Genomic DNA, 18188 nt, shown 5'->3' with positions numbered 1-18188 from the left:
AGCTTGAAGTCACGGGATTTTGCTGCCGAAATAAGCACAAGCGAGCCATTTTTTCGGGCAGCATTCGAAACTTCGTCGGCAAATGCCGCCTCCCAATGCATATCGCGCTGGCCCGACCCTTGCTACCATCCCTTCAAGTCATGCACTGTTACGCACTGGCTCAAGGGGGACCTCAGGTTCGATGGCAGTTGCGTTCGATGAAATGAACGGCCCCGGCGGCGATATCCGCGCGGCCTATTCCGAACTCTCCCGCTGGCTGAAGGAGACCCCGCCGGACGCCCTCCAATATCGCCGCCAGGAGGCGGAGCTCCTGTTCCGCCGGATCGGCATCACCTTTGCCGTTTATGGCGACTCCGAGGCCCAGGAGCGGCTGATTCCCTTCGATGTGATTCCCCGAATCCTGTCGGCCAGGGAATGGACGATCCTGGAAAAGGGCCTGAAGCAGCGGGTGCGCGCGCTCAACATGTTCCTGAGCGACATCTATCATAACCGCGATATCCTGCGCGCCGGCATCATTCCGGACGATCTGATCTTCCAGAACCCGGTGTTCCGCCCCGAGATGAACGGCCAGGACGTGCCACATGACGTCTATGTCCACATTGCCGGCATCGACATCGTCAGGGTCGATGCGGAAGACTTCATCGTGCTGGAGGACAATGCCCGCACGCCCTCGGGCGTCTCCTACATGCTGGAAAACCGCGAAATCATGATGCGGCTGTTTCCGGACCTGTTCGCGCGGCATCGCATCGCGCCGGTCGAGCGCTACCCGGACGAGTTGCTCGCCGCCTTGCGCTCGGTGGCGCCCCGGAGCGCCTCGGCCGAGCCGACGGTCGCGCTGATGACGCCTGGTGTCTACAACTCCGCCTATTACGAGCATTCGTTCCTGGCCGATAAGCTCGGCATCGAGCTCGTCGAGGGGCGCGACCTCATCGTCAAGAACGACGAGGTCTTCATGCGCACCACGGAAGGCTTAAAGCGCGTGGACGTGATCTACCGCCGGGTCGATGACGACTTCCTCGATCCCCTGACCTTCCGGCCCGACTCGGTGTTAGGGGTGCCCGGGCTGATGTCCGCCTATGCGGCCGGCAACATCACGCTTGCCAACGCGGTCGGCACCGGGATCGCCGACGACAAGGCGATCTATTCCTACATGCCTGATGTCGTGAAATTCTATCTTGCCGAGGAGCCGATCTTAAAGAACGTGCCGACCTGGCGCTGCCGCGAGCCCAAGGATCTCGCTTACGTGCTCGACAATCTCGACGATCTCGTGGTGAAGGAAGTGCACGGCTCCGGCGGCTACGGTATGCTGATCGGCCCCGCCGCGACCAAGGCCACCATCGAGGCCTTCCGCGACAAGCTCAAACGCGAGCCCGAGGGCTTTATCGCCCAGCCGACGCTGGCGCTCTCGACTTGCCCGACCTGCACCGAATCCGGCCTCGCTCCGCGCCATGTCGACCTGCGCCCCTTCGTGCTGACGGGGCGCGACCGCACCACCATTGTGCCGGGCGGGCTCACCCGCGTGGCGCTGAAGGAGGGCTCGCTGGTGGTCAATTCCAGCCAGGGCGGTGGCACCAAGGACACCTGGATATTGGACGAGTAACGCATGCTCTCGCGCACCGCCGAAAACCTGTTCTGGCTGGCCCGCTATGTCGAACGCGCCGAATATATCGCACGCACCATCGACGCGACCTTGCGCGTCACCGCGCTGCCCGCCGCCTATATCGGCAAGACCAATGAATGGGAGTCGGCGCTGCTCACCGCCGGCGTCAGCCAAAGCTTCTATGAGACTTACGACGAAGCCAATGAGCACAACGTCGTCGAATATCTCTCCTTCAATCCCGCCAATCCCTCCTCGATCAAGAACTGCGTCGAGCAGGCGCGGCTGAACTCACGCTCGGTGCGCACCGCGCTGACCAGCGAAATGTGGGACACCATCAACGGCGCCTGGATCGAGCTGCAGGAGGTCTGGACCAAGGGCACCACGAGCCGCGAGCAACTGGCGCGCTTCCTGCGCTTCGTGCAGGAAACCTCGCTGCGCTTCGACGGCTCGGCCTACCGCACCATGCTGCGCAACGACGCCTATTGGTTCTCCAGGCTAGGCCTGCACCTGGAACGCGCCGACAACACCGCGCGCATCCTCGACGTCAAATATCACGTGCTGCTGCCCGAGGAGGAGCATGTTGGCGGTCCGCTCGACTTCTACCAATGGAGCTCGATCCTGCGCTCGGTCTCGGCGCTGACCGCCTATCACTGGGTCTATCGCGAAACTCTAAAACCCTGGCTGATCGCCGACCTCCTGATCCTCAACGACACGCTGCCGCGCTCGCTCGCGAGCTGCTACGGCAACCTGGTGCGCAACCTCGACCAGATCGGCGTCGCCTATGGCCGCCAGGGCCCCGCCCAGCGCCACGCCCGCGGCATCCGCAACCGGCTCGAGCACAGCCATATGGACGACATCTTCCAGAGGGGCGTGCACGAGTTCATCCAGGAGTTCATCGCGGACAATGCGCGGCTGGGGGAGATCATTGCGAAGCAGTATTTGATTTGATGACCTCTCCGGCTCGGGTATGGTCTGCCCAACCAGAATGACCGTCCGCCATGCGCCTGAAAATCTCCCACGCCACCACCTACCGCTACGATCCGCCCGCCTCCGGCGTGATCCAGATCCTGCGGATGACACCCGGCAGCCATGACGGCCAGTACGTCGCGGACTGGCAGATCGACGTCTCCACCGATTCCCGCCTCGACGCCCATGAGGACGCGTTCGGCAACGTCATCCATGTGATGACGAACGGCAACACTGCCGATCTCACCATCACCGTGGAGGGACAGGTCGAGACCCACGACAATGGCGGCGTGCTGCGCGGCACGGATGAGCGCTTTCCGCCAGGGCTATTCCTGCGCCAGACCGCGCTGACCGCGATCAATCCCGCGATGGCGAATTTCGTGCGCGAGCTGCGCGCGGAATCCGAAGGTGACGTGCTCGGCTTCCTGCATGCGCTGATGACCCACGTCAACGAGCACATGACCTTCGACGAAGACCCGACCCACAGCGGCACCTCGTCTGCGGAAGCCTTCGCGCTCAAGCGCGGCGTCTGCCAGGACTACGCGCATATCTTCATCGCGTGCGCCCGCAGCGGCGGCGTGCCCGCGCGCTTCGTCTCTGGCCACTTCCTCCGCTCCGATGGCATGATCAATCAGCCCGCCGGCCACGCCTGGGCGGAAGCCTATGTGCCCGATCTGGGCTGGGTCGGTTTCGATGCCGCCAACTGCATCTGCACCACCGACTCCCATGTCCGCGTTGCCATCGGCCTTGATTATCTCGGCGCAGCGCCGGTGCGCGGCACCCGCTACGGCGGCGGCACCGAGACGCTCTCGGTTGCGGTGAAGGTTGAGCAAGCCGGGCGGCCCGGACAGTGGCAGTCGCAATCGCAGTGAGCTCTTGTCTCCGTCATTCCGGGGCGCTCGCGCCAGCGAGCGAACCCGAATCCGGAGGTTGTGGCGCAAGTTTGGCCAACCGGATTATTGGTCTGACGCCGGATTGTGCTTCGCTTCTAAGCCGCGCCACGGGCTGGCTCAACCGTTAGCCAACCAAATCGCAAAGACCCGAATCACTTTGAACCTCATCGAAACTTGCTTAGCGCTGCCTTTAGACGAGTGGGATCGACACGAGTGATAATGACCCGCTGATCGGGCAGCCCGTTGAAGCTTGCGAAATAAAAGCGTCCCTGGGGGTCCCATGCATCATAACCTGTATGAACATGGAGACCGTGCAGCGCGGGATCCAGCTCCGAAAGAGCGCACAGCCGTAGTGTTTTTCCGGTACTGAGATCGAACTCGTAAAGTGATGTAAAGTCGCTTGGTTGTGGCGACGTGCTCGTCGCCGCGTAAACCCTGCTTCCGTCTGCGGTTACATCAAACAACCAGATATATGTAGGTAGTGCGTGTCGGTTGGTTTCGATCTGACCAAGGTACGACCAGGAAGGACCATCGTCATCGAAGCGATAAACGTGGCCTCGATCGTCTGAGAAGAAGCACCGCTTTTTCTTGGCCAGACATTGGCCGACTTCAAGAGCTTGCCCCTCCTGCAATTGCCAATCTTTTCTCTCGCCGAATCCAGTTTCTGGATCATAGTAGTGGACGTGCCCGTATACTGATGGGCTGTTTGTATTGGTCGCGGTGAAGTAGAGACGGCCGCGGGAGTCCACCCACATCACCCGTCCGGTATAGACGTACGATTGGTCATACGAGGCCGGCCGCCCCAGAACATCCGTTCGGCCACGCGCGACGTCGTATCGATAGATCTCGCCTGTAGGAACGCCCGCGCCATAAATGACGTTTCGCACCGGATCGGAAGCGAGAGTCACCACATTCCCGTGCGCCACGGCACTGCCGCCAGGCTCCAAGGCGCTTAAGTCTGAAAATTTGTTCGAGATGGGATCGTAGGCATACCAATGAAAACCGCGTCGGGTGAGGTATTCGTCATCCAGCGTCGAGCGGTCCATGGTTCCAACGTAGATTTTGCCTCGGTGCCAAAGCGGGCGGGTATGGAATTTTTGTGCTGTTTCGCCAGGCATCCAGTTCGCCATTGCTTCAGACGCGGACCGCGCATCGCCCACGAACTGAAGCTTACCTTCTCGCCAGTTGAGCCTGTAAAGGGCCGCATTCGTAACGTGATCCATCCCGGCCACATAGATATCACCGTCCGGTGAGGACGCCGTCGCATGCCAACTCTGTGTGGGTCGAAGCCCGTTCGGCGTATCAGGTAAGGTCCAATGCCAAACGCCATCGAGTTGGCCCGGCCGGCCGACTTCGGCATCGCTCGTCCAAGGGGGTGAAATCTGGCCGAAGACGACAGAGCCAAAACCAGCAATGGCAATGTCAATGAGGCATATGAGAGCAAGAAGCCGCATGACAATCTCTCCTGGCTGATGCCAATCGAAGCGCGACTAACCCGGCCCGGAATGTTACCAATAATAGGAAAAAAGGGGCCCCCTCATTTGCGCCGGGCGCCCCGCCAGTGGACTCTGGCACCGACTGGCGCAATTCCCCGTTCGAAAAATGTCCGGTACAGGAGCAGCCCATTTAGCCGACCAGCAGATATCGGGAGGACAACAACATGAGGATGCAGGGCAAGACGATAATCGCTTCCATCCTAGCTGCAGTGATACTCTCGGCAACAGCCAGCGCTCAACAGGCGCCATCCCCACCTCCGGCAATCCCTTACGGAGCGCCACTGGGGCTCGAGGCAGCCAAAAAAATAATGGCTGCCGCGGAAGCGGAGGCCGTAAAGAACAATTGGGCGATGGCCATCGTCATCCTCGACAGCACGGGCCACATGGTGATGCTGCACAAGCTCGACAATACCCAATACGGCTCTCTTATGGCTGCCGAGGACAAGGCACAAAGCGCTATCAACTACAGGCGCCCTAGCAAAGTGTTCGAGGATTTGGTGGCGCAGGGCGGCATCGGTTTGCGGTCATTGGCGCTCCGTGGGGCATCACCGCTGGAAGGCGGCATTCCCATCAATGTGGATGGCAAGATTGTCGGGGCGATCGGCGTCTCCGGCGGGACGTCAGTTCAGGATGGCCAAGTCGCAAAGGCGGGTGCCGACGCAGCGAAGTGAGACCCAACACGCGCGCTCGCGATCACCGAGGCCGTCTTGTCGGCGGCCTCGGTGTGTGCTCGTTGCCGCTTGGTGCTTCACGCATCTGGTCATGTCCGGTGCTGGGTCGGCTTCGATGCCGCCAACCGCATCTGCACCACGGATGCCTATGTCCGCGTCGCGATCGGCCTCGATTATCTCGGCGCCCCTCCGGTGTGCGCCACCCGCTATGGCGGCGGCACCGAGACGCTTTCGGTGGCAGTAAAGGTCGAACAGGCTGGGCGGCGCCGGCAGTGGCAGTCGCAATCACAGTGAGTCCTTGTCTCCGTCATTCCGGGGCGCTCGCGCCAGCGAGCGAACCCGGAATCCGGAGGTTGTGGCGCGAGATTCCGAATTCGCGATTTCGTCGCGTCCCGGAATGACGGCTCACGCTTGGCCCATCCGCCGTACGCGCTTTCAAGAAATCCGAGATGCGGTGTCGGACCGGCGGAGTGTCATTCGTCCTCGGGGTATGGCGCCTGATCGGCGTCGACGTCCCTCCCCTCCATTCACAAGGAAAAAAAGAGTATGCCCAACACCGTACGCTTGCACCGCGTTCTGGCAACCAGCCCAGAGAAGGTCTATCGCGCGTTCGTCGAGGCCGACGCGCTCGCGAAATGGCTCCCGCCCAACGGCTTTGCCTGCACCGTGCATCACCTGGAAGCAAAGGTCGGCGGCACGTTCAGAATGTCCTTCCGGAACTTCACAACGGGCAAAAGCCACGTCTTTGGCGGCGAATATGTCGAACTCGTTCCGGGCGAACGCCTGCACTACACGGACAAATTCGACGATCCCAATCTGCCCGGCGAGATGCGGGTGACCGTAACGTTGAAAAAGGTATCGGTCGGCACCGAGCTGGAAATCGTGCAGGCAGGCATACCGGACGTGATTCCACCCGAGGCTTGCTACCTCGGTTGGCAGGAGTCGCTGCGAAACCTGGCAAAGCTGGCCGAGCCTGAAATCAATCAATAGGTCCTATGGCGGATCAGCCAAGCGTAATCCGCCACGAGCTGAGACGGCCGCCGCCATTGACAGCCGTAGGATCGGATAACGGGCCGTTCGAGGCCCGTTACAGAAGGATGGTTGAGCGTGAGCGAACCCCATCACTTCGCCTCCACAAGCTCTATGGGTTTCGCTTCGCTCTACCCTTCCATACTACGGATACAGTGATTTGCCCGACGAGCACGCGCCCGCAAATTCTTGTCAACCCTCGCACGCGAAAATATTTCTGTTTTTCCGAAACCAGAATCAGTCGTATCCTCCGCGCATCCCGCCTCGCTTGCAGAGGGCGTATCGCGATCGTCACGAAACGTGAGGCGGGGATGCGGTGGCCGTGAATGCGCCGACAGACGAGCGGCGGCTTTTGCGGACGGCGAAGCCGTGTGGTCCTGGCGCGCCCAGGCAGGCGCTAAGTTCTCGCGCATCATGCGCGAAAACGACGGTGGCAAAGGCTGGTTCACCGGGGAGCGCGGAGTAAGCCGTAAACCACTGCGCAGGGAAGGCCGGAGTGATTGCCGCGCTCACCTGTGGTCAACGCGCTCGCGCAAATTCCTTTTGCGCGGGGGCCCCGGGTGCAGCGGCCACCCGGCCTTCCCTGCGCCCTCTGTTCTCGATGGGGCGCCTTTTCCCTTCAACCGGCGCACAATTGTGCGGCGGGAACGCGCAGGCGTGCCTTTGGGATTTGGGTTGGAGGCCCCGCCGAAATTCGCTACTAGTTGCCGGCCGATCACCTTAAACGGTTCGGGGGACGGAAATGACCTACTGTTGCGGAATTCTGGTGCGGGACGGGCTTGTCATGATCGCGGACACCCGGACCAATGCCGGACTCGACAACGTCTCCACTTTCCGCAAGCTCCACATCTTCGCCAAACCCGGCGAGCGCATCATGGCGATCGCAAGTGCGGGCAATCTCGCCATCAGCCAGTCGGTGCTGTCGACGCTGACGGAAGGCATGGAAGACCCACACACCGGCGAGATCGAGACGCTGATGAACGCGCCGACCATGTTCCAGGCGGCGCAGCGCATCGGCAAGGCGATCCGCGCGGTACACGCGACCGAGGGCGCGGCCTTGAGGGCCGAAGACATCAATTTCGATGTCTCCTTCCTGTTCGGCGGCCAGATCAAGGGCGCGCGGATGCGGCTGTTCATGATCTATCCGGCCGGCAACTTCATCGAATGCACGACCGATACGCCGTACCTGCAGATCGGGGAGCACAAATACGGAAAGCCGGTGCTTGACCGCGCCATGCATTACGATGTCGAGCTGTATGAGGCGCTCAAGACCGGCTTGATCTCGATGGACTCGACCATGCGCTCCAATCTTGGCGTCGGTCTTCCCATCGACGTGCTGGTGGTTCGCACCGACGTGTGCGACGCCGATCTCAATCACCGCATCGAGGCCGGCGAGCCATATTTCCACGATCTGCGCTCGCGCTGGTCGGCAGCGCTGCGCGCCGCGCATCGGAACATTCCGCTGCCGCCCTACAAGAGCGAATACGAAGCCAAGAGGCAGAACAAGGAAGGAAACCTATGAGCGAAGCACAGAAGATTGCGGTCGTGACCGGCGCAGGGACCGGCGTGGGGCGCGCCGCGGCGCTGGCGCTGATGAAGGCCGGCTTCACCGTGGTGCTGGTCGGCCGGCGCCTCGACAAGCTGCAGGAGACGCAAAAGCTCGGCGAGAGCGTTGGAAAGAGCCTGCCTGTAGTGGCCGACATGACCGACCCCGGCTCGATCGCGGCGCTGTTTGCGAAAGTGACGGAGACCTACGGCCGGCTCGACCTCTTGTTCAACAATGCCGGCATGGGCGCACCGGCGGTGCCGTTCGAGGACTTGCCGTTGTCGCAATGGCAGGCGGTGGTGAACACGAACCTGACCGGCCCCTTCCTCTGCACCCAGCACGCCTTCCGCATCATGAAGGACCAGACCCCGCGCGGCGGCCGCATCATCAACAACGGCTCAATCTCCGCGCATGCACCGCGGCCGCTATCGGCCGCCTACACCTCGACCAAGCACGCCATCACGGGGTTGACCAGGGCGAGCAATCTCGACGGCCGTGCCTATGACATCGCCGTTGGCCAGATCGACATCGGCAATGCCGCGACGCCAATGACCGATCGCATGGTCGAAGGCGTGCTGCAGCCCGACGGGCGCAAGATCCCCGAGCCGCGCATGGACGCCAAGGCCGTCGGCGATGCGGTCGCCTACATGGCGACGCTGCCGCTCGACGCCAACGTGCTGTTCATGACGGTGATGGCCTCGAAGATGCCGTTCGTGGGACGGGGCTAGAGCGAACGTTTGGGACCGAAAGCGCCCATCTCTAACCCGTCATCCTGAGGGGGCCGCGAACCGCGGCCGTCTCGACGGATGAACGGCCCCGCTGCTGCAGCCGGGCCATCGCCCTTCGAGGCCTCCGCTGCGCGAAGGCACCTCAGGGTGACGGTGATGGTTGGGAGCGCGATTGCTTCGAACACCCTACTCCAGCCTGTCCACATCGCGCAGCGTTGGAAACAGCTTCATCCAGAGCAGCGCGATGGCGATCGTGGCGACACCGCCGAGCACGGCCGCCGGCATGGTGCCGAACAACGCGGCGGTGACGCCACTCTCGAACTGGCCGAGGTTGTTGGAGGCGTTGATGAAGAGGAAATTCAGCGCCCCCACCCGCCCGCGCATCTCGTCAGGCGTCGCCAATTGCACGAGCGAGAAGCGGATCACGACGCTGACGGTGTCGGCCGCCCCAAGCGCCGCGAGCGCCAGCACCGACAGCCACATCCATTGCGAGACCGCGAATACGACGGTGGCCGCGCCGAACACGATCACGGCCTGAAACATCCGCATGCCGACACGTCGGCGGATGGTATGGCGCGCCAACAGCGTGGTCATCAACAGCGCACCAACCGCAGGCGCGGCACGCAGGATGCCAAGCCCCCACGGCCCGGTCGCAAGGATGTCGCGGGCATAGATCGGCAAGAGCGCCGTGACGCCGCCGAACAGCACCGCAAACAGATCGAGCGAGATCGTGCCGAGGATGGGAGGACTCTTGCGGATGAAATGCACACCGGCGAACAGGTCACCCGGCGTTGCGGCGCGCTTGGGCGCGGCCGATTGCGTGAGCTGGATCGCGCCTGCGAACAGCGCGGCAGACAGCCAAAACAGCACCATCAATGCGTAAGGCAAAGCCGGCGAGACTGCATAGGCGAAGCCGCCGAGTGCAGGTCCCGCAATCGTCGCCAATTGGGCCGAACCACTCGACAAAGCAGTGGCGCGCTGGAGCGAGCCCTCGGGCGCGATCAAGGGCAACAGCGCCGCGGTTGCCGGCATCTCGAAGGCGGCCGTGGTTCCCAACACGAGGGTGGCAACAAAGATGTCGATCACCGTGAGCCAGCCGGCAAAAGCGCCCCAGGCGAGAAAGGCCGTCGTCAGCGCCTGCGCAAGCTGGCACGCCTGCACGATCCGCTTGCGCTCGTAGCGGTCTACCGCGTGTCCCGCCACGAACACCAGCAGCGCGGTCGGGAGAAAACCGACCAAGCCGACGGCGCCGAGCGCGAATGCGCTGCCGGTGAGATCGTAGATCTGCCAGCCCATCGCCACGATCCCGATCAGGCTGGAAAAGCGCGAGAGGCTTCGCGACGACAGGAAGAAGAGAAACGAGCCTTGCCTGAGCAGCGTGCCGGCGCCCGCGGACGTTGTGGAGGACATGGCTGATCGGTGGCTGAGGAAGGCTGCCTTGTCAATTGCTCTTGACGCGGGGCGGTCCGGCATTGCGCTGCCGTCTCGCCTCGGCATAATCACGCAAGGGCGCGTTCCGCGGGGGATACATGCTTCGACTGCAATCGGCGATCGGGATCGTTGCCTTGCTGGCGATCGCCTGGGCTTTCGGCGAGAACCGCCGTGCGGTATCGCTCAAGCAAGCGGCCATCGGCCTTGCGGCCACGCTGGTCACGGCGGTCGTTCTCGTCAAGCTTCCGCTGGTTGCGCACGCGTTCGGCGCGATCAATGATGCGGTCGACACGATCTCGGCGGCCTCCCGCGCCGGCACCTCCTTCGTCTTCGGCTATATCGGCGGCGGCCCCGCGCCGTTCGACGTCAAGGCGCCGGGTGCCGATTTCATCCTGGCGTTCCAGGCGCTGCCGATCGTGCTTGTCATGAGCGTGCTGACGACGCTGTTGTTCTACTGGCGCGTGCTGCCGCCGATCGTGCGCGGCATGGCTTGGCTGCTCGAGCGGACGCTCGGCGTCGGTGGCGCGGTGGGGCTGTCCACGGCGGCCAACATCTTCCTCGGCATGGTCGAGGCGCCGCTGTTCGTGCGGCCATACCTGGCGCAGATGACGCGCAGCGAATTGTTTCTGGTGATGACCGGCGGCATGGCCGGCATCGCCGGCACGGTGCTGGTGCTCTACGCCACGCTGCTGGCGCCGATCATTCCGGATTCCGCGGCGCATTTCGTGATCGCCTCGGTGCTCGGCGCCCCCGCCGCGATCCTCATCAGCCTGATCATGGTGCCCGAAACTGGCGATCATCTCACTGGCGGTGCGCTCGGCGACGATCCCAAGATGGTCGCTTCCAGCACCATGGATGCGATCGTCAAGGGCACGACAGCCGGGCTCGAACTGTTGCTGAATATCGTTGCCATGCTGATCGTGCTGGTGGCGCTGGTCTATCTCGCCAATGCGATCCTTGGTCTATTGCCGCACGTCGGCGGCAGCGCGATTTCGCTGCAGCGCCTGCTCGGGCTCGTCATGGCGCCGGTGTGCTGGCTGATGGGCCTTCCGTGGTCGCAAGCAGTCACCGCAGGCAGCCTGATGGGTACCAAAACGGTGCTCAACGAACTGATCGCCTATGTCGATCTCTCGAAACTCGCACCAGATGCGCTCGATCCCCGCTCCCGGCTGATCATGCTCTACGCGATGTGCGGCTTTGCCAATTTCGGCAGCCTCGGCATCATGATCGGCGGGCTCGGCACCACGGCGCCGGAACGACGCGACGAGATCAATTCGCTCGGGCTGAAGTCGATTGTCTCGGGCACGCTGACGACGTGCCTGATGGGCGCAATCGTGGGGGTGATGACGTGACCGCAGAACACTGTCATTCGGGGGCGCGTCGAGGACGCCAACCCGGAATGATGGAGTCAACGTTTCGGAAGCCCCAGCATCGGCAGCACCCTTGCCATCACGTAATCCGACCCCTCGGCAGTGAGATGCGCGTGATCGAAAGACAGCGGGACCCCGGTGACCGTCAATGGGCATTGCCGCTGCGGGCATACCGCATCGAGCACCGAGACATAATTGAAATGCCGGTTCGCCGGCAGCGCGGCCTTCATCATAGCGTCGAGCGCAAAAACGTCCGGCAGCACGAAATCCTCAGGCCGCGGCTCGAGCTTGCGCAAATGCGTGCGGATCAGCATCGAGGGCAGACGCGAGCGGAACTGCACCGCAGGACCCAAGAGTACCACGCGGATTCCCGAAGCCTCGAGCTGCTCCAGCGTGTTCCTGACATCCGCGATCATGCGATCGAAACGCGGCGGTCGCGCATATTCCAGCCAGTCCGCCGACATCACCACGACGTCTGGCCGCTGGCGCGCAAAAAACGCCTGCACCTGCACCGAAAAATTGCGGCAGGCGGCCGTGCCCTGAACCTGCGCATTCAGCGTCGCCATGCAGGCCGGCTGCGTTGCCTGCATAATGTTGACGGCCTGCGTGTCCACGGCATTGCGCAGCCCCTCATAATAATGCGCAGCAAGACTGTCGCCCCACAGCATCAGGTTGGTCTTGCCGGGCACGATCCGGAGACAAGCCTCATCGAATACGCCCGACGCTGGCGAAAAGCAGGTCCCGAAGCGATAGAGTGGCTGATAGGCGTAAGCATTGTAGGCATCGAGCGCCGCCTCGGCGCGATCGGTATCGGTCTGCGTCCGGCTCAGCATCACGCCGCCGGCGCTGCCGGCAAGCAGCACAGCCGAGCTTGCCGCGGCGAAACGATATGTGGCGCCGCGCGACGGCGCGAATTGGCGGGCCCGAAACGGCTGCTCGATATAGCGCCAGGAAAGGTAGGAAATAATCACGGCCACCGCGAACAACGCGACCTTGTCGCCGGCCTCCAGCACCAGACCAGGCTTGGAAAAGCGCGCGAAGGCGAGATGACGAAGAAGATATCGACGCCGACAAAGCCGCCATAGAGCGCCGGCGCCTCGAAATGAAAGGCGACCACGGACAGCACCGCGATGGCGCGCAGCCAGTCGATGTCTTCGCGATAGCCTGACGTCATGAAGGGTGGCGAACGGGAAAATCCCTCTCCCGCCAAACGCGAGAGAGGGATGAGGGCTTGGCTTTGGCGGGCAAGTCTTGAATCGTCTAGGCTGTCAATTCAACCGTCTTGAAGTCCGCCGGCAGAATCACTTCGAGCACTTCGGCGTCATCGGAATAATCCAGGATCATGTGCCTCACGCGCGGCGGCTGGGTCCAGGCGCTGCCTTCGCGCATCAAGGTCTCGCCTTGCCCCTCCATGTAGGTCTTCAGCCAGCCCTTCAGGACATAGACCATCTGAAAGTCGACATCGTGAAAATGCAACTTCGAAACTTTCTCCGGATTGCACGGACCCGTAAAACGGATCACATGCGCCCGCGCAAGCCCGCTTGTTGCGTCCGCAATGCCGAGATCGCGGTACTTCGCGTAGGCGCGCAGACCGTCGACCTTGAAGTCTTCCTCGCGATGATGGCTGACCGCAATGCGCTGTTTTGGTCTGGTGGTGGTACGTGCCTTTGCAGGCACGCCGCGGGCCTTGGACGTTGTGGGCTTGCGGGTGGATGATTTGGCGGTACCGCCACTCCACTTCTTCGTGACCGCGGGCCGAGCGGCCTGCCTCGTTGTCGCCTTTCGCTTAGGCATGTGTGCCTCCCTGATCGCTTGAGCGGAGGGAGGCTAACACAGTTGGCAAAACTGGGGTGGGCGTTCTCTCCTTCGTCGTCCACAAGCCCCGACTGCTCGAAGCTCGCCCATCCAAGGGCTTAGGTATGGACCCCGCGGTATGGGTCCTGGCTCTGCGCCGGGACGACCGGACTCAATGCAGCCGGAATACGCCGTCGACGGCGCGCAGTTCGGTCGGCCTGATCAGCCTGGAATGCGCCACGGTGACCGAGTACAGGGGCCCATCGAGCTTTTCCTGCCAGAAGGCGAGGAAATCCTGGAGTGCCGGGAATTTCGGAAACATATCGTAGTTCTGCCAGACATAAGTCTGCAGCAGCGAGGGATGATCCGGCATCCGATAGAGGATCTGCGCCGTCGTCAGCCCGTACCCCATGACCTGCTTCCGAAAGTCCTCGGAAACAACCCCAACCTGCGAAACCATTCCAACCTCCATTGCTGGAGCGCATGTCGGAGGTGGCCAAAGACCCCTTAAGAGCCACCCGGTGGAGATGCGCTCACATGAGAGAAATGTGACGCACTTAACCAATCCATCACAAGCCTAAACGTTTAACGTCTTGTTGAAATTTCTCGCTTTGGCAGCAGCTTACCGCGCCTGCTAACACCAGTTGCAGGCCATCCCGCCGCATTAAGCATGCTGGCCAGTTTTGGCAGACGCCGCTTTGGAGTGCCAATTTTTTCGCTAAAAGGGCTTGTCCGCGGCAAATTTCCCGCCTATCTCCAAGCGCGCTCGCGCTGGCACTCGCAGTGCGAGACTGCTAACATCCGGGAACTCTCTAACATCTTCAGTATCTTAGGAGGACTGCATGAAATTCCGTCCGCTTCACGACCGCGTCGTGGTTAAGCGCATCGACGCCGAAGAGAAGACTGCTGGCGGCATTATCATTCCCGACACGGCCAAGGAAAAGCCCTCCCAGGGCGAAGTGATCGCCGTCGGCCCCGGCGGTCGCGACGAGAGCGGCAAGCTGATCCCGATCGACATCCAGGTCGGCGACCGCGTGCTGTTCGGCAAGTGGTCGGGCACCGAGGTCAAGATCGACGGCCAGGAGCTCCTGATCATGAAGGAGAGCGACGTCATGGGCGTCCTCACCGACATCGGCTCCAAGAAGAAGGCCGCTTAATCCGCCTCTTGCAACGCTCACCCTGAGGAGCGCCTGCAAGGGCCTCCGACCGGGTGAGAAAAATTCAACTCAGGGAAACCAGATATGTCAGCCAAAGAAGTCAAATTCGGCGTCGACGCGCGTGACCGCATGCTGCGCGGTGTCGACATTCTCGCCAATGCCGTGAAGGTCACCCTCGGCCCAAAGGGCCGCAACGTGGTGCTCGACAAGTCGTTCGGCGCTCCCCGCATCACCAAGGACGGCGTCACCGTCGCCAAGGAAATCGAGCTCGACGACAAGTTCGAGAACATGGGCGCGCAGATGGTGCGCGAAGTCGCTTCCAAGTCCGCTGACGCGGCCGGCGACGGCACTACCACCGCGACCGTGCTCGCGGCCGCGATCGTGCGCGAAGGCGCCAAGGCGGTTGCCGCCGGCATGAACCCGATGGACCTGAAGCGCGGCATCGACCTCGCTGTCGAAGCCGTTGTTGCGGACCTCGAGAAGAACTCCAAGAAGGTCACCTCGAACGAGGAGATCGCCCAGGTCGGCACCATTTCGGCCAACGGCGATTCCGAGATTGGCAAGTTCCTCTCCGATGCGATGAAGAAGGTCGGCAACGAGGGCGTCATCACCGTCGAGGAAGCCAAGTCGCTCGAGACCGAGCTCGACGTCGTCGAGGGCATGCAGTTCGACCGCGGCTACATCTCGCCCTACTTCGTCACCAACGCCGACAAGATGCGCGTTGAAATGGATGATGCCTACATCCTCATCAACGAGAAGAAGCTCTCCTCGCTGAACGAGCTGCTGCCGCTGCTCGAGGCCGTGGTGCAGACCGGCAAGCCGCTGCTTATCGTCGCGGAAGACGTCGAAGGTGAAGCGCTCGCCACCCTCGTCGTCAACCGTCTGCGTGGTGGCCTGAAGGTCGCCGCCGTCAAGGCGCCGGGCTTCGGCGATCGCCGTAAGGCCATGCTGCAGGACATCGCGATCCTGACCGGCGGCCAGGCGATCTCGGAAGACCTCGGCATCAAGCTCGAGAACGTCACCCTCAACATGCTTGGCCGCGCCAAGAAGGTGATGATCGACAAGGAGAACACCACGATCGTCAACGGCGCCGGCAAAAAAGCCGACATCGAGGCGCGCGTCGCCCAGATCAAGGCGCAGATCGAGGAGACCACCTCGGACTACGACCGTGAGAAGCTGCAGGAGCGCCTTGCCAAGCTCGCGGGCGGCGTTGCGGTGATCCGCGTCGGCGGCGCGACCGAAGTCGAGGTGAAGGAGCGCAAGGATCGCGTTGATGATGCGATGCATGCGACCCGCGCGGCGGTCGAGGAAGGCATCCTGCCGGGCGGCGGCGTCGCCCTGCTCCGTGCCTCCGAGCAGCTCAAGGGCATCCGCACCAAGAACGACGACCAGAAGACCGGCGTCGAGATCGTGCGCAAGGCGCTGTCCTGGCCGGCCCGCCAGATCGCGATCAACGCCGGCGAGGACGGCTCGGTCGTGGTCGGCAAGATCCTGGAGAAGGATCAGTACGCCTACGGCTTCGACAGCCAGACCGGCGAGTACGGCAACATGGTGTCCAAGGGCATCATCGACCCGACCAAGGTGGTCCGCACCGCGATCCAGAATGCCTCGTCCGTTGCCTCGCTCCTGATCACGACCGAAGCGATGGTCGCCGAGCTGCCGAAGAAGCCGGCCGCCGGCCCTGCCATGCCTCCGGGCGGCGGCATGGGCGGCATGGACTTCTAAGGTCCTGCTCGCGACTGAAGCGAACACGAATGCAGAACCCCGGCAGCGATGCCGGGGTTTCGTTTACCTGGACGAAGGCCGTCCGCAGGCAGCTCTCCCTGATCGGTCGACATTGGAACAGCGCGAACGCCTCAGTCCTTGAATGGATCGAACTCGTTCGCGCCAGCCATGACCACCGCAAACGGGCGCAAGCTGTGCAACACCCTGACCGAGCCGGCGTGCGCGGCCAGGACCTCCGGCAGGCGTCGATAGGCCATCGGACTTTCATCGAGATCCGCGCCGATCAGGGTGACGCCGCGCGACTGCAGCCACGCGTCCATCTCGGCGCGGCTGAATCTGCGCTTGGCCTCCTTGCGACCGAACAGCCGCCCGGCACCATGAATGGTCGAATAGAGCGAGGCCTTCGCTTCCTCTGACTCGACGCCCTCGATGATCACCGCATCGTCACCCATGGACCCGCCGACGAAGCCGCGCTGGCCCGGAAACGCGGGCGTTGCGCCCTTACGAACGACCCACAGATCCCTGCCGCCATGGTTCTCGCGCCAGGCATAGTTGTGGTGGTTATGAATCGTGTCGGTCACCGCACCGCCGATGATCTGGCGGACGCGCTCGACCACCCACTCCCGCCCGGCATAGGCATAGCGTCCGGCGAGTTGCATGGCCGCGATGTAGCGCCGCCCGATCTCGCTGTCCTCGTCGATAACAGCGGGCGGCACATTCATCCCGTCCTTGCCGCCCGCTGCCTTGAGATAGCGTGTGGCGCTGGTGTGCCCGAGGCCGCGGCTGCCGAAATGCACGCCGATCCAGACCAAGCCGCTCTCATCCCGCATCAGGTCGACATAGTGGTTGCCGGACCCGACGGTGCCGAGCTGCGCGATTGCCTTCGCCCGATAGGCGCCCATGTCGGACTCCCGCCAGGCCTCCTCGTCGTCGAACAGCTCATGTTCAACACGTTCGTCGTTGGCGCGTCCGACGCCGAACGAAATCGCGTTGTGGATGTCCCTGGCGATCGTTCCGATCCGGTTCTCCACATCGCTGAACCGTGTGTCGAGCCGCGCCGCCATGTTGCCGCAGCCGATGTCAAAACCGACCCCGGAGATGCTGATCTGCTTCTCATAGGCAATCACGCCGCCGACCGGCTGCGCATAGCCGAGATGACCATCGGCACAGATCACGCCGGCAACAGCGTTGCCGACCGACATGCAGTTGCGCATCTGCGCGATCGTCGCATGATGATGCTCACCGAAGATCTTCAGGGGGCTGTTCCGGTATTGCGGCGCCTGCGGCTCGCTTGCGACGCCGGCCGCAAGCACTTCCGCTTCCCGCGCGAGATGCTCCTTGCGAGCAGCATCACGAAATGTGCACCAGAGCGGCATGGGACGCTGACCCGGACGGTCGACTTTCGCGTCGGGATCAAGGCCGGCTTCGATCGCCATGGCCCTGGCTCGCTCTCGATAGGGATCGGATCGCATCGGACCCTCCTCGTCTTGCTTCACACATCAAACTGGAAACCCGTCAGGGGGTCGTTCCGGACGTCCGGCTGGCGCGCGATATCAATTCGCGCCGGCCGGACCGCCGTGCAGGCAGAGAGATATGTGGAGATGCAACGGGCCCTGAGGGGCGATTTGCGGATTTTCTCTCTGCCGGGCAGAGGAAAACCGCTGCCCCCTTAAGCTATCAGCCTGAGCCCTTCAGGCTGCGCCTCCGCCGCTGAGACCTGCAGCACGCACGCCGAGACGCGATCGTGCCGGTTCATCGGCAGGGCCGCTTCCTTGATCGGGC

17 protein-coding genes and 1 pseudogene are annotated in these 18188 nt (G+C 62.7%); 11 read left to right on the top strand and 7 right to left on the bottom strand.

From position 1 onward, the window contains the following. Positions 1–181: 181 nt before the first annotated feature. The 3 genes from F758_RS0106725 to F758_RS0106715 are packed head-to-tail and all read left to right on the top strand — an operon-like array spanning position 182 to position 3438. The gene (locus tag F758_RS0106725) at positions 182–1600 is read left to right on the top strand and encodes a circularly permuted type 2 ATP-grasp protein (protein WP_024507142.1); all 1419 of its coding nucleotides are present in this window, start codon (positions 182–184) and stop codon (positions 1598–1600) included. Between the two features lie 3 nt (positions 1601–1603). Next, a complete protein-coding gene (locus F758_RS0106720; RefSeq protein ID WP_024507141.1) occupies positions 1604–2548 on the top strand; it encodes an alpha-E domain-containing protein in 945 nt (314 codons plus the stop codon). Between the two features lie 50 nt (positions 2549–2598). Beyond that, entirely contained in the window at positions 2599–3438 is an 840-nt protein-coding gene (locus tag F758_RS0106715; RefSeq protein ID WP_024507140.1) for a transglutaminase family protein, read from the top strand. 185 nt (positions 3439–3623) lie between these two features. On the opposite strand, the gene F758_RS0106710 is transcribed toward F758_RS0106715, so the two are convergent. Then, positions 3624–4913 (bottom strand): NHL repeat-containing protein, encoded by a 1290-nt coding sequence (locus F758_RS0106710; protein ID WP_024507139.1) that lies wholly within the window; start codon positions 4911–4913, stop codon positions 3624–3626. Between the two features lie 206 nt (positions 4914–5119). On the opposite strand from F758_RS0106710, the gene F758_RS0106705 reads away from it, so the two are divergent. The 5 genes and pseudogenes from F758_RS0106705 (at position 5120) to F758_RS0106685 (ending at position 8929) form a co-directional block, all read left to right on the top strand. Then, entirely contained in the window at positions 5120–5626 is a 507-nt protein-coding gene (locus tag F758_RS0106705; protein ID WP_349542333.1) for a GlcG/HbpS family heme-binding protein, read from the top strand. A gap of 102 nt (positions 5627–5728) precedes the next feature. Next, positions 5729–5920: pseudogene (locus F758_RS0106700) on the top strand (transglutaminase family protein); the annotation flags it as partial. A 252-nt stretch (positions 5921–6172) separates the two neighbouring features. Next, the gene (locus F758_RS0106695) at positions 6173–6616 is read left to right on the top strand and encodes an SRPBCC family protein (protein ID WP_024507136.1); all 444 of its coding nucleotides are present in this window, start codon (positions 6173–6175) and stop codon (positions 6614–6616) included. Between the two features lie 781 nt (positions 6617–7397). After that, positions 7398–8177: a proteasome-type protease gene (locus F758_RS0106690; protein ID WP_024507135.1), complete on the top strand. Its 780-nt coding sequence runs from the start codon at positions 7398–7400 to the stop codon at positions 8175–8177. Further along, positions 8174–8929: an SDR family oxidoreductase gene (locus F758_RS0106685; RefSeq protein WP_024507134.1), complete on the top strand. Its 756-nt coding sequence runs from the start codon at positions 8174–8176 to the stop codon at positions 8927–8929. The genes F758_RS0106690 and F758_RS0106685 overlap by 4 nt, the downstream gene beginning before the upstream one ends. Before the next feature lie 186 nt (positions 8930–9115). Here F758_RS0106685 and F758_RS0106680 read toward each other — a convergent pair whose 3' ends face one another. Continuing rightward, positions 9116–10339 (bottom strand): MFS transporter, encoded by a 1224-nt coding sequence (locus F758_RS0106680; protein WP_024507133.1) that lies wholly within the window; start codon positions 10337–10339, stop codon positions 9116–9118. Between the two features lie 119 nt (positions 10340–10458). Between F758_RS0106680 and F758_RS0106670 the strand changes: the two genes are divergently transcribed. Then, on the top strand, positions 10459–11712 hold the full coding sequence (locus tag F758_RS0106670) for a NupC/NupG family nucleoside CNT transporter (protein WP_024507132.1): 1254 nt from the start codon (positions 10459–10461) through the stop codon (positions 11710–11712). A gap of 56 nt (positions 11713–11768) precedes the next feature. Here F758_RS0106670 and F758_RS43380 read toward each other — a convergent pair whose 3' ends face one another. From F758_RS43380 to F758_RS0106650, 4 genes are all read right to left on the bottom strand, one after another. Next, positions 11769–12743: an SGNH hydrolase domain-containing protein gene (locus F758_RS43380; RefSeq protein ID WP_051386716.1), complete on the bottom strand. Its 975-nt coding sequence runs from the start codon at positions 12741–12743 to the stop codon at positions 11769–11771. After that, positions 12698–12904, bottom strand: a complete 207-nt coding sequence (locus tag F758_RS0106660; protein WP_024507131.1) for a hypothetical protein — start codon at positions 12902–12904, stop codon at positions 12698–12700. Before F758_RS0106660 ends, F758_RS43380 begins: the two co-directional genes overlap by 46 nt. Before the next feature lie 86 nt (positions 12905–12990). Beyond that, the gene (locus tag F758_RS0106655) at positions 12991–13524 is read right to left on the bottom strand and encodes a cupin domain-containing protein (protein ID WP_024507130.1); all 534 of its coding nucleotides are present in this window, start codon (positions 13522–13524) and stop codon (positions 12991–12993) included. 172 nt (positions 13525–13696) lie between these two features. Then, a complete protein-coding gene (locus tag F758_RS0106650; RefSeq protein ID WP_024507129.1) occupies positions 13697–13984 on the bottom strand; it encodes an usg protein in 288 nt (95 codons plus the stop codon). Between the two features lie 382 nt (positions 13985–14366). Here F758_RS0106650 and F758_RS0106645 point away from each other — a divergent pair, with 382 nt between their 5' ends. Together F758_RS0106645 and groL are read left to right on the top strand one after the other, a co-directional pair. Beyond that, the gene (locus F758_RS0106645; RefSeq protein WP_024507128.1) at positions 14367–14681 is read left to right on the top strand and encodes a co-chaperone GroES; all 315 of its coding nucleotides are present in this window, start codon (positions 14367–14369) and stop codon (positions 14679–14681) included. Between the two features lie 84 nt (positions 14682–14765). Continuing rightward, the gene (gene groL, locus F758_RS0106640) at positions 14766–16406 is read left to right on the top strand and encodes a chaperonin GroEL (protein WP_024507127.1); all 1641 of its coding nucleotides are present in this window, start codon (positions 14766–14768) and stop codon (positions 16404–16406) included. 131 nt (positions 16407–16537) lie between these two features. Here groL and F758_RS0106635 read toward each other — a convergent pair whose 3' ends face one another. Continuing rightward, on the bottom strand, positions 16538–17878 hold the full coding sequence (locus F758_RS0106635; protein ID WP_024507126.1) for an RtcB family protein: 1341 nt from the start codon (positions 17876–17878) through the stop codon (positions 16538–16540). Positions 17879–18188 lie beyond the last annotated feature (310 nt).

The organism is Bradyrhizobium sp. ARR65 (assembly GCF_000472385.1).
Taxonomy (GTDB): Bacteria; Pseudomonadota; Alphaproteobacteria; order Rhizobiales; family Xanthobacteraceae; genus Bradyrhizobium.
The sequence above is the reverse complement of the archived record's forward strand: the minus strand, read 5'-3'. Positions and strand labels throughout refer to the sequence as shown.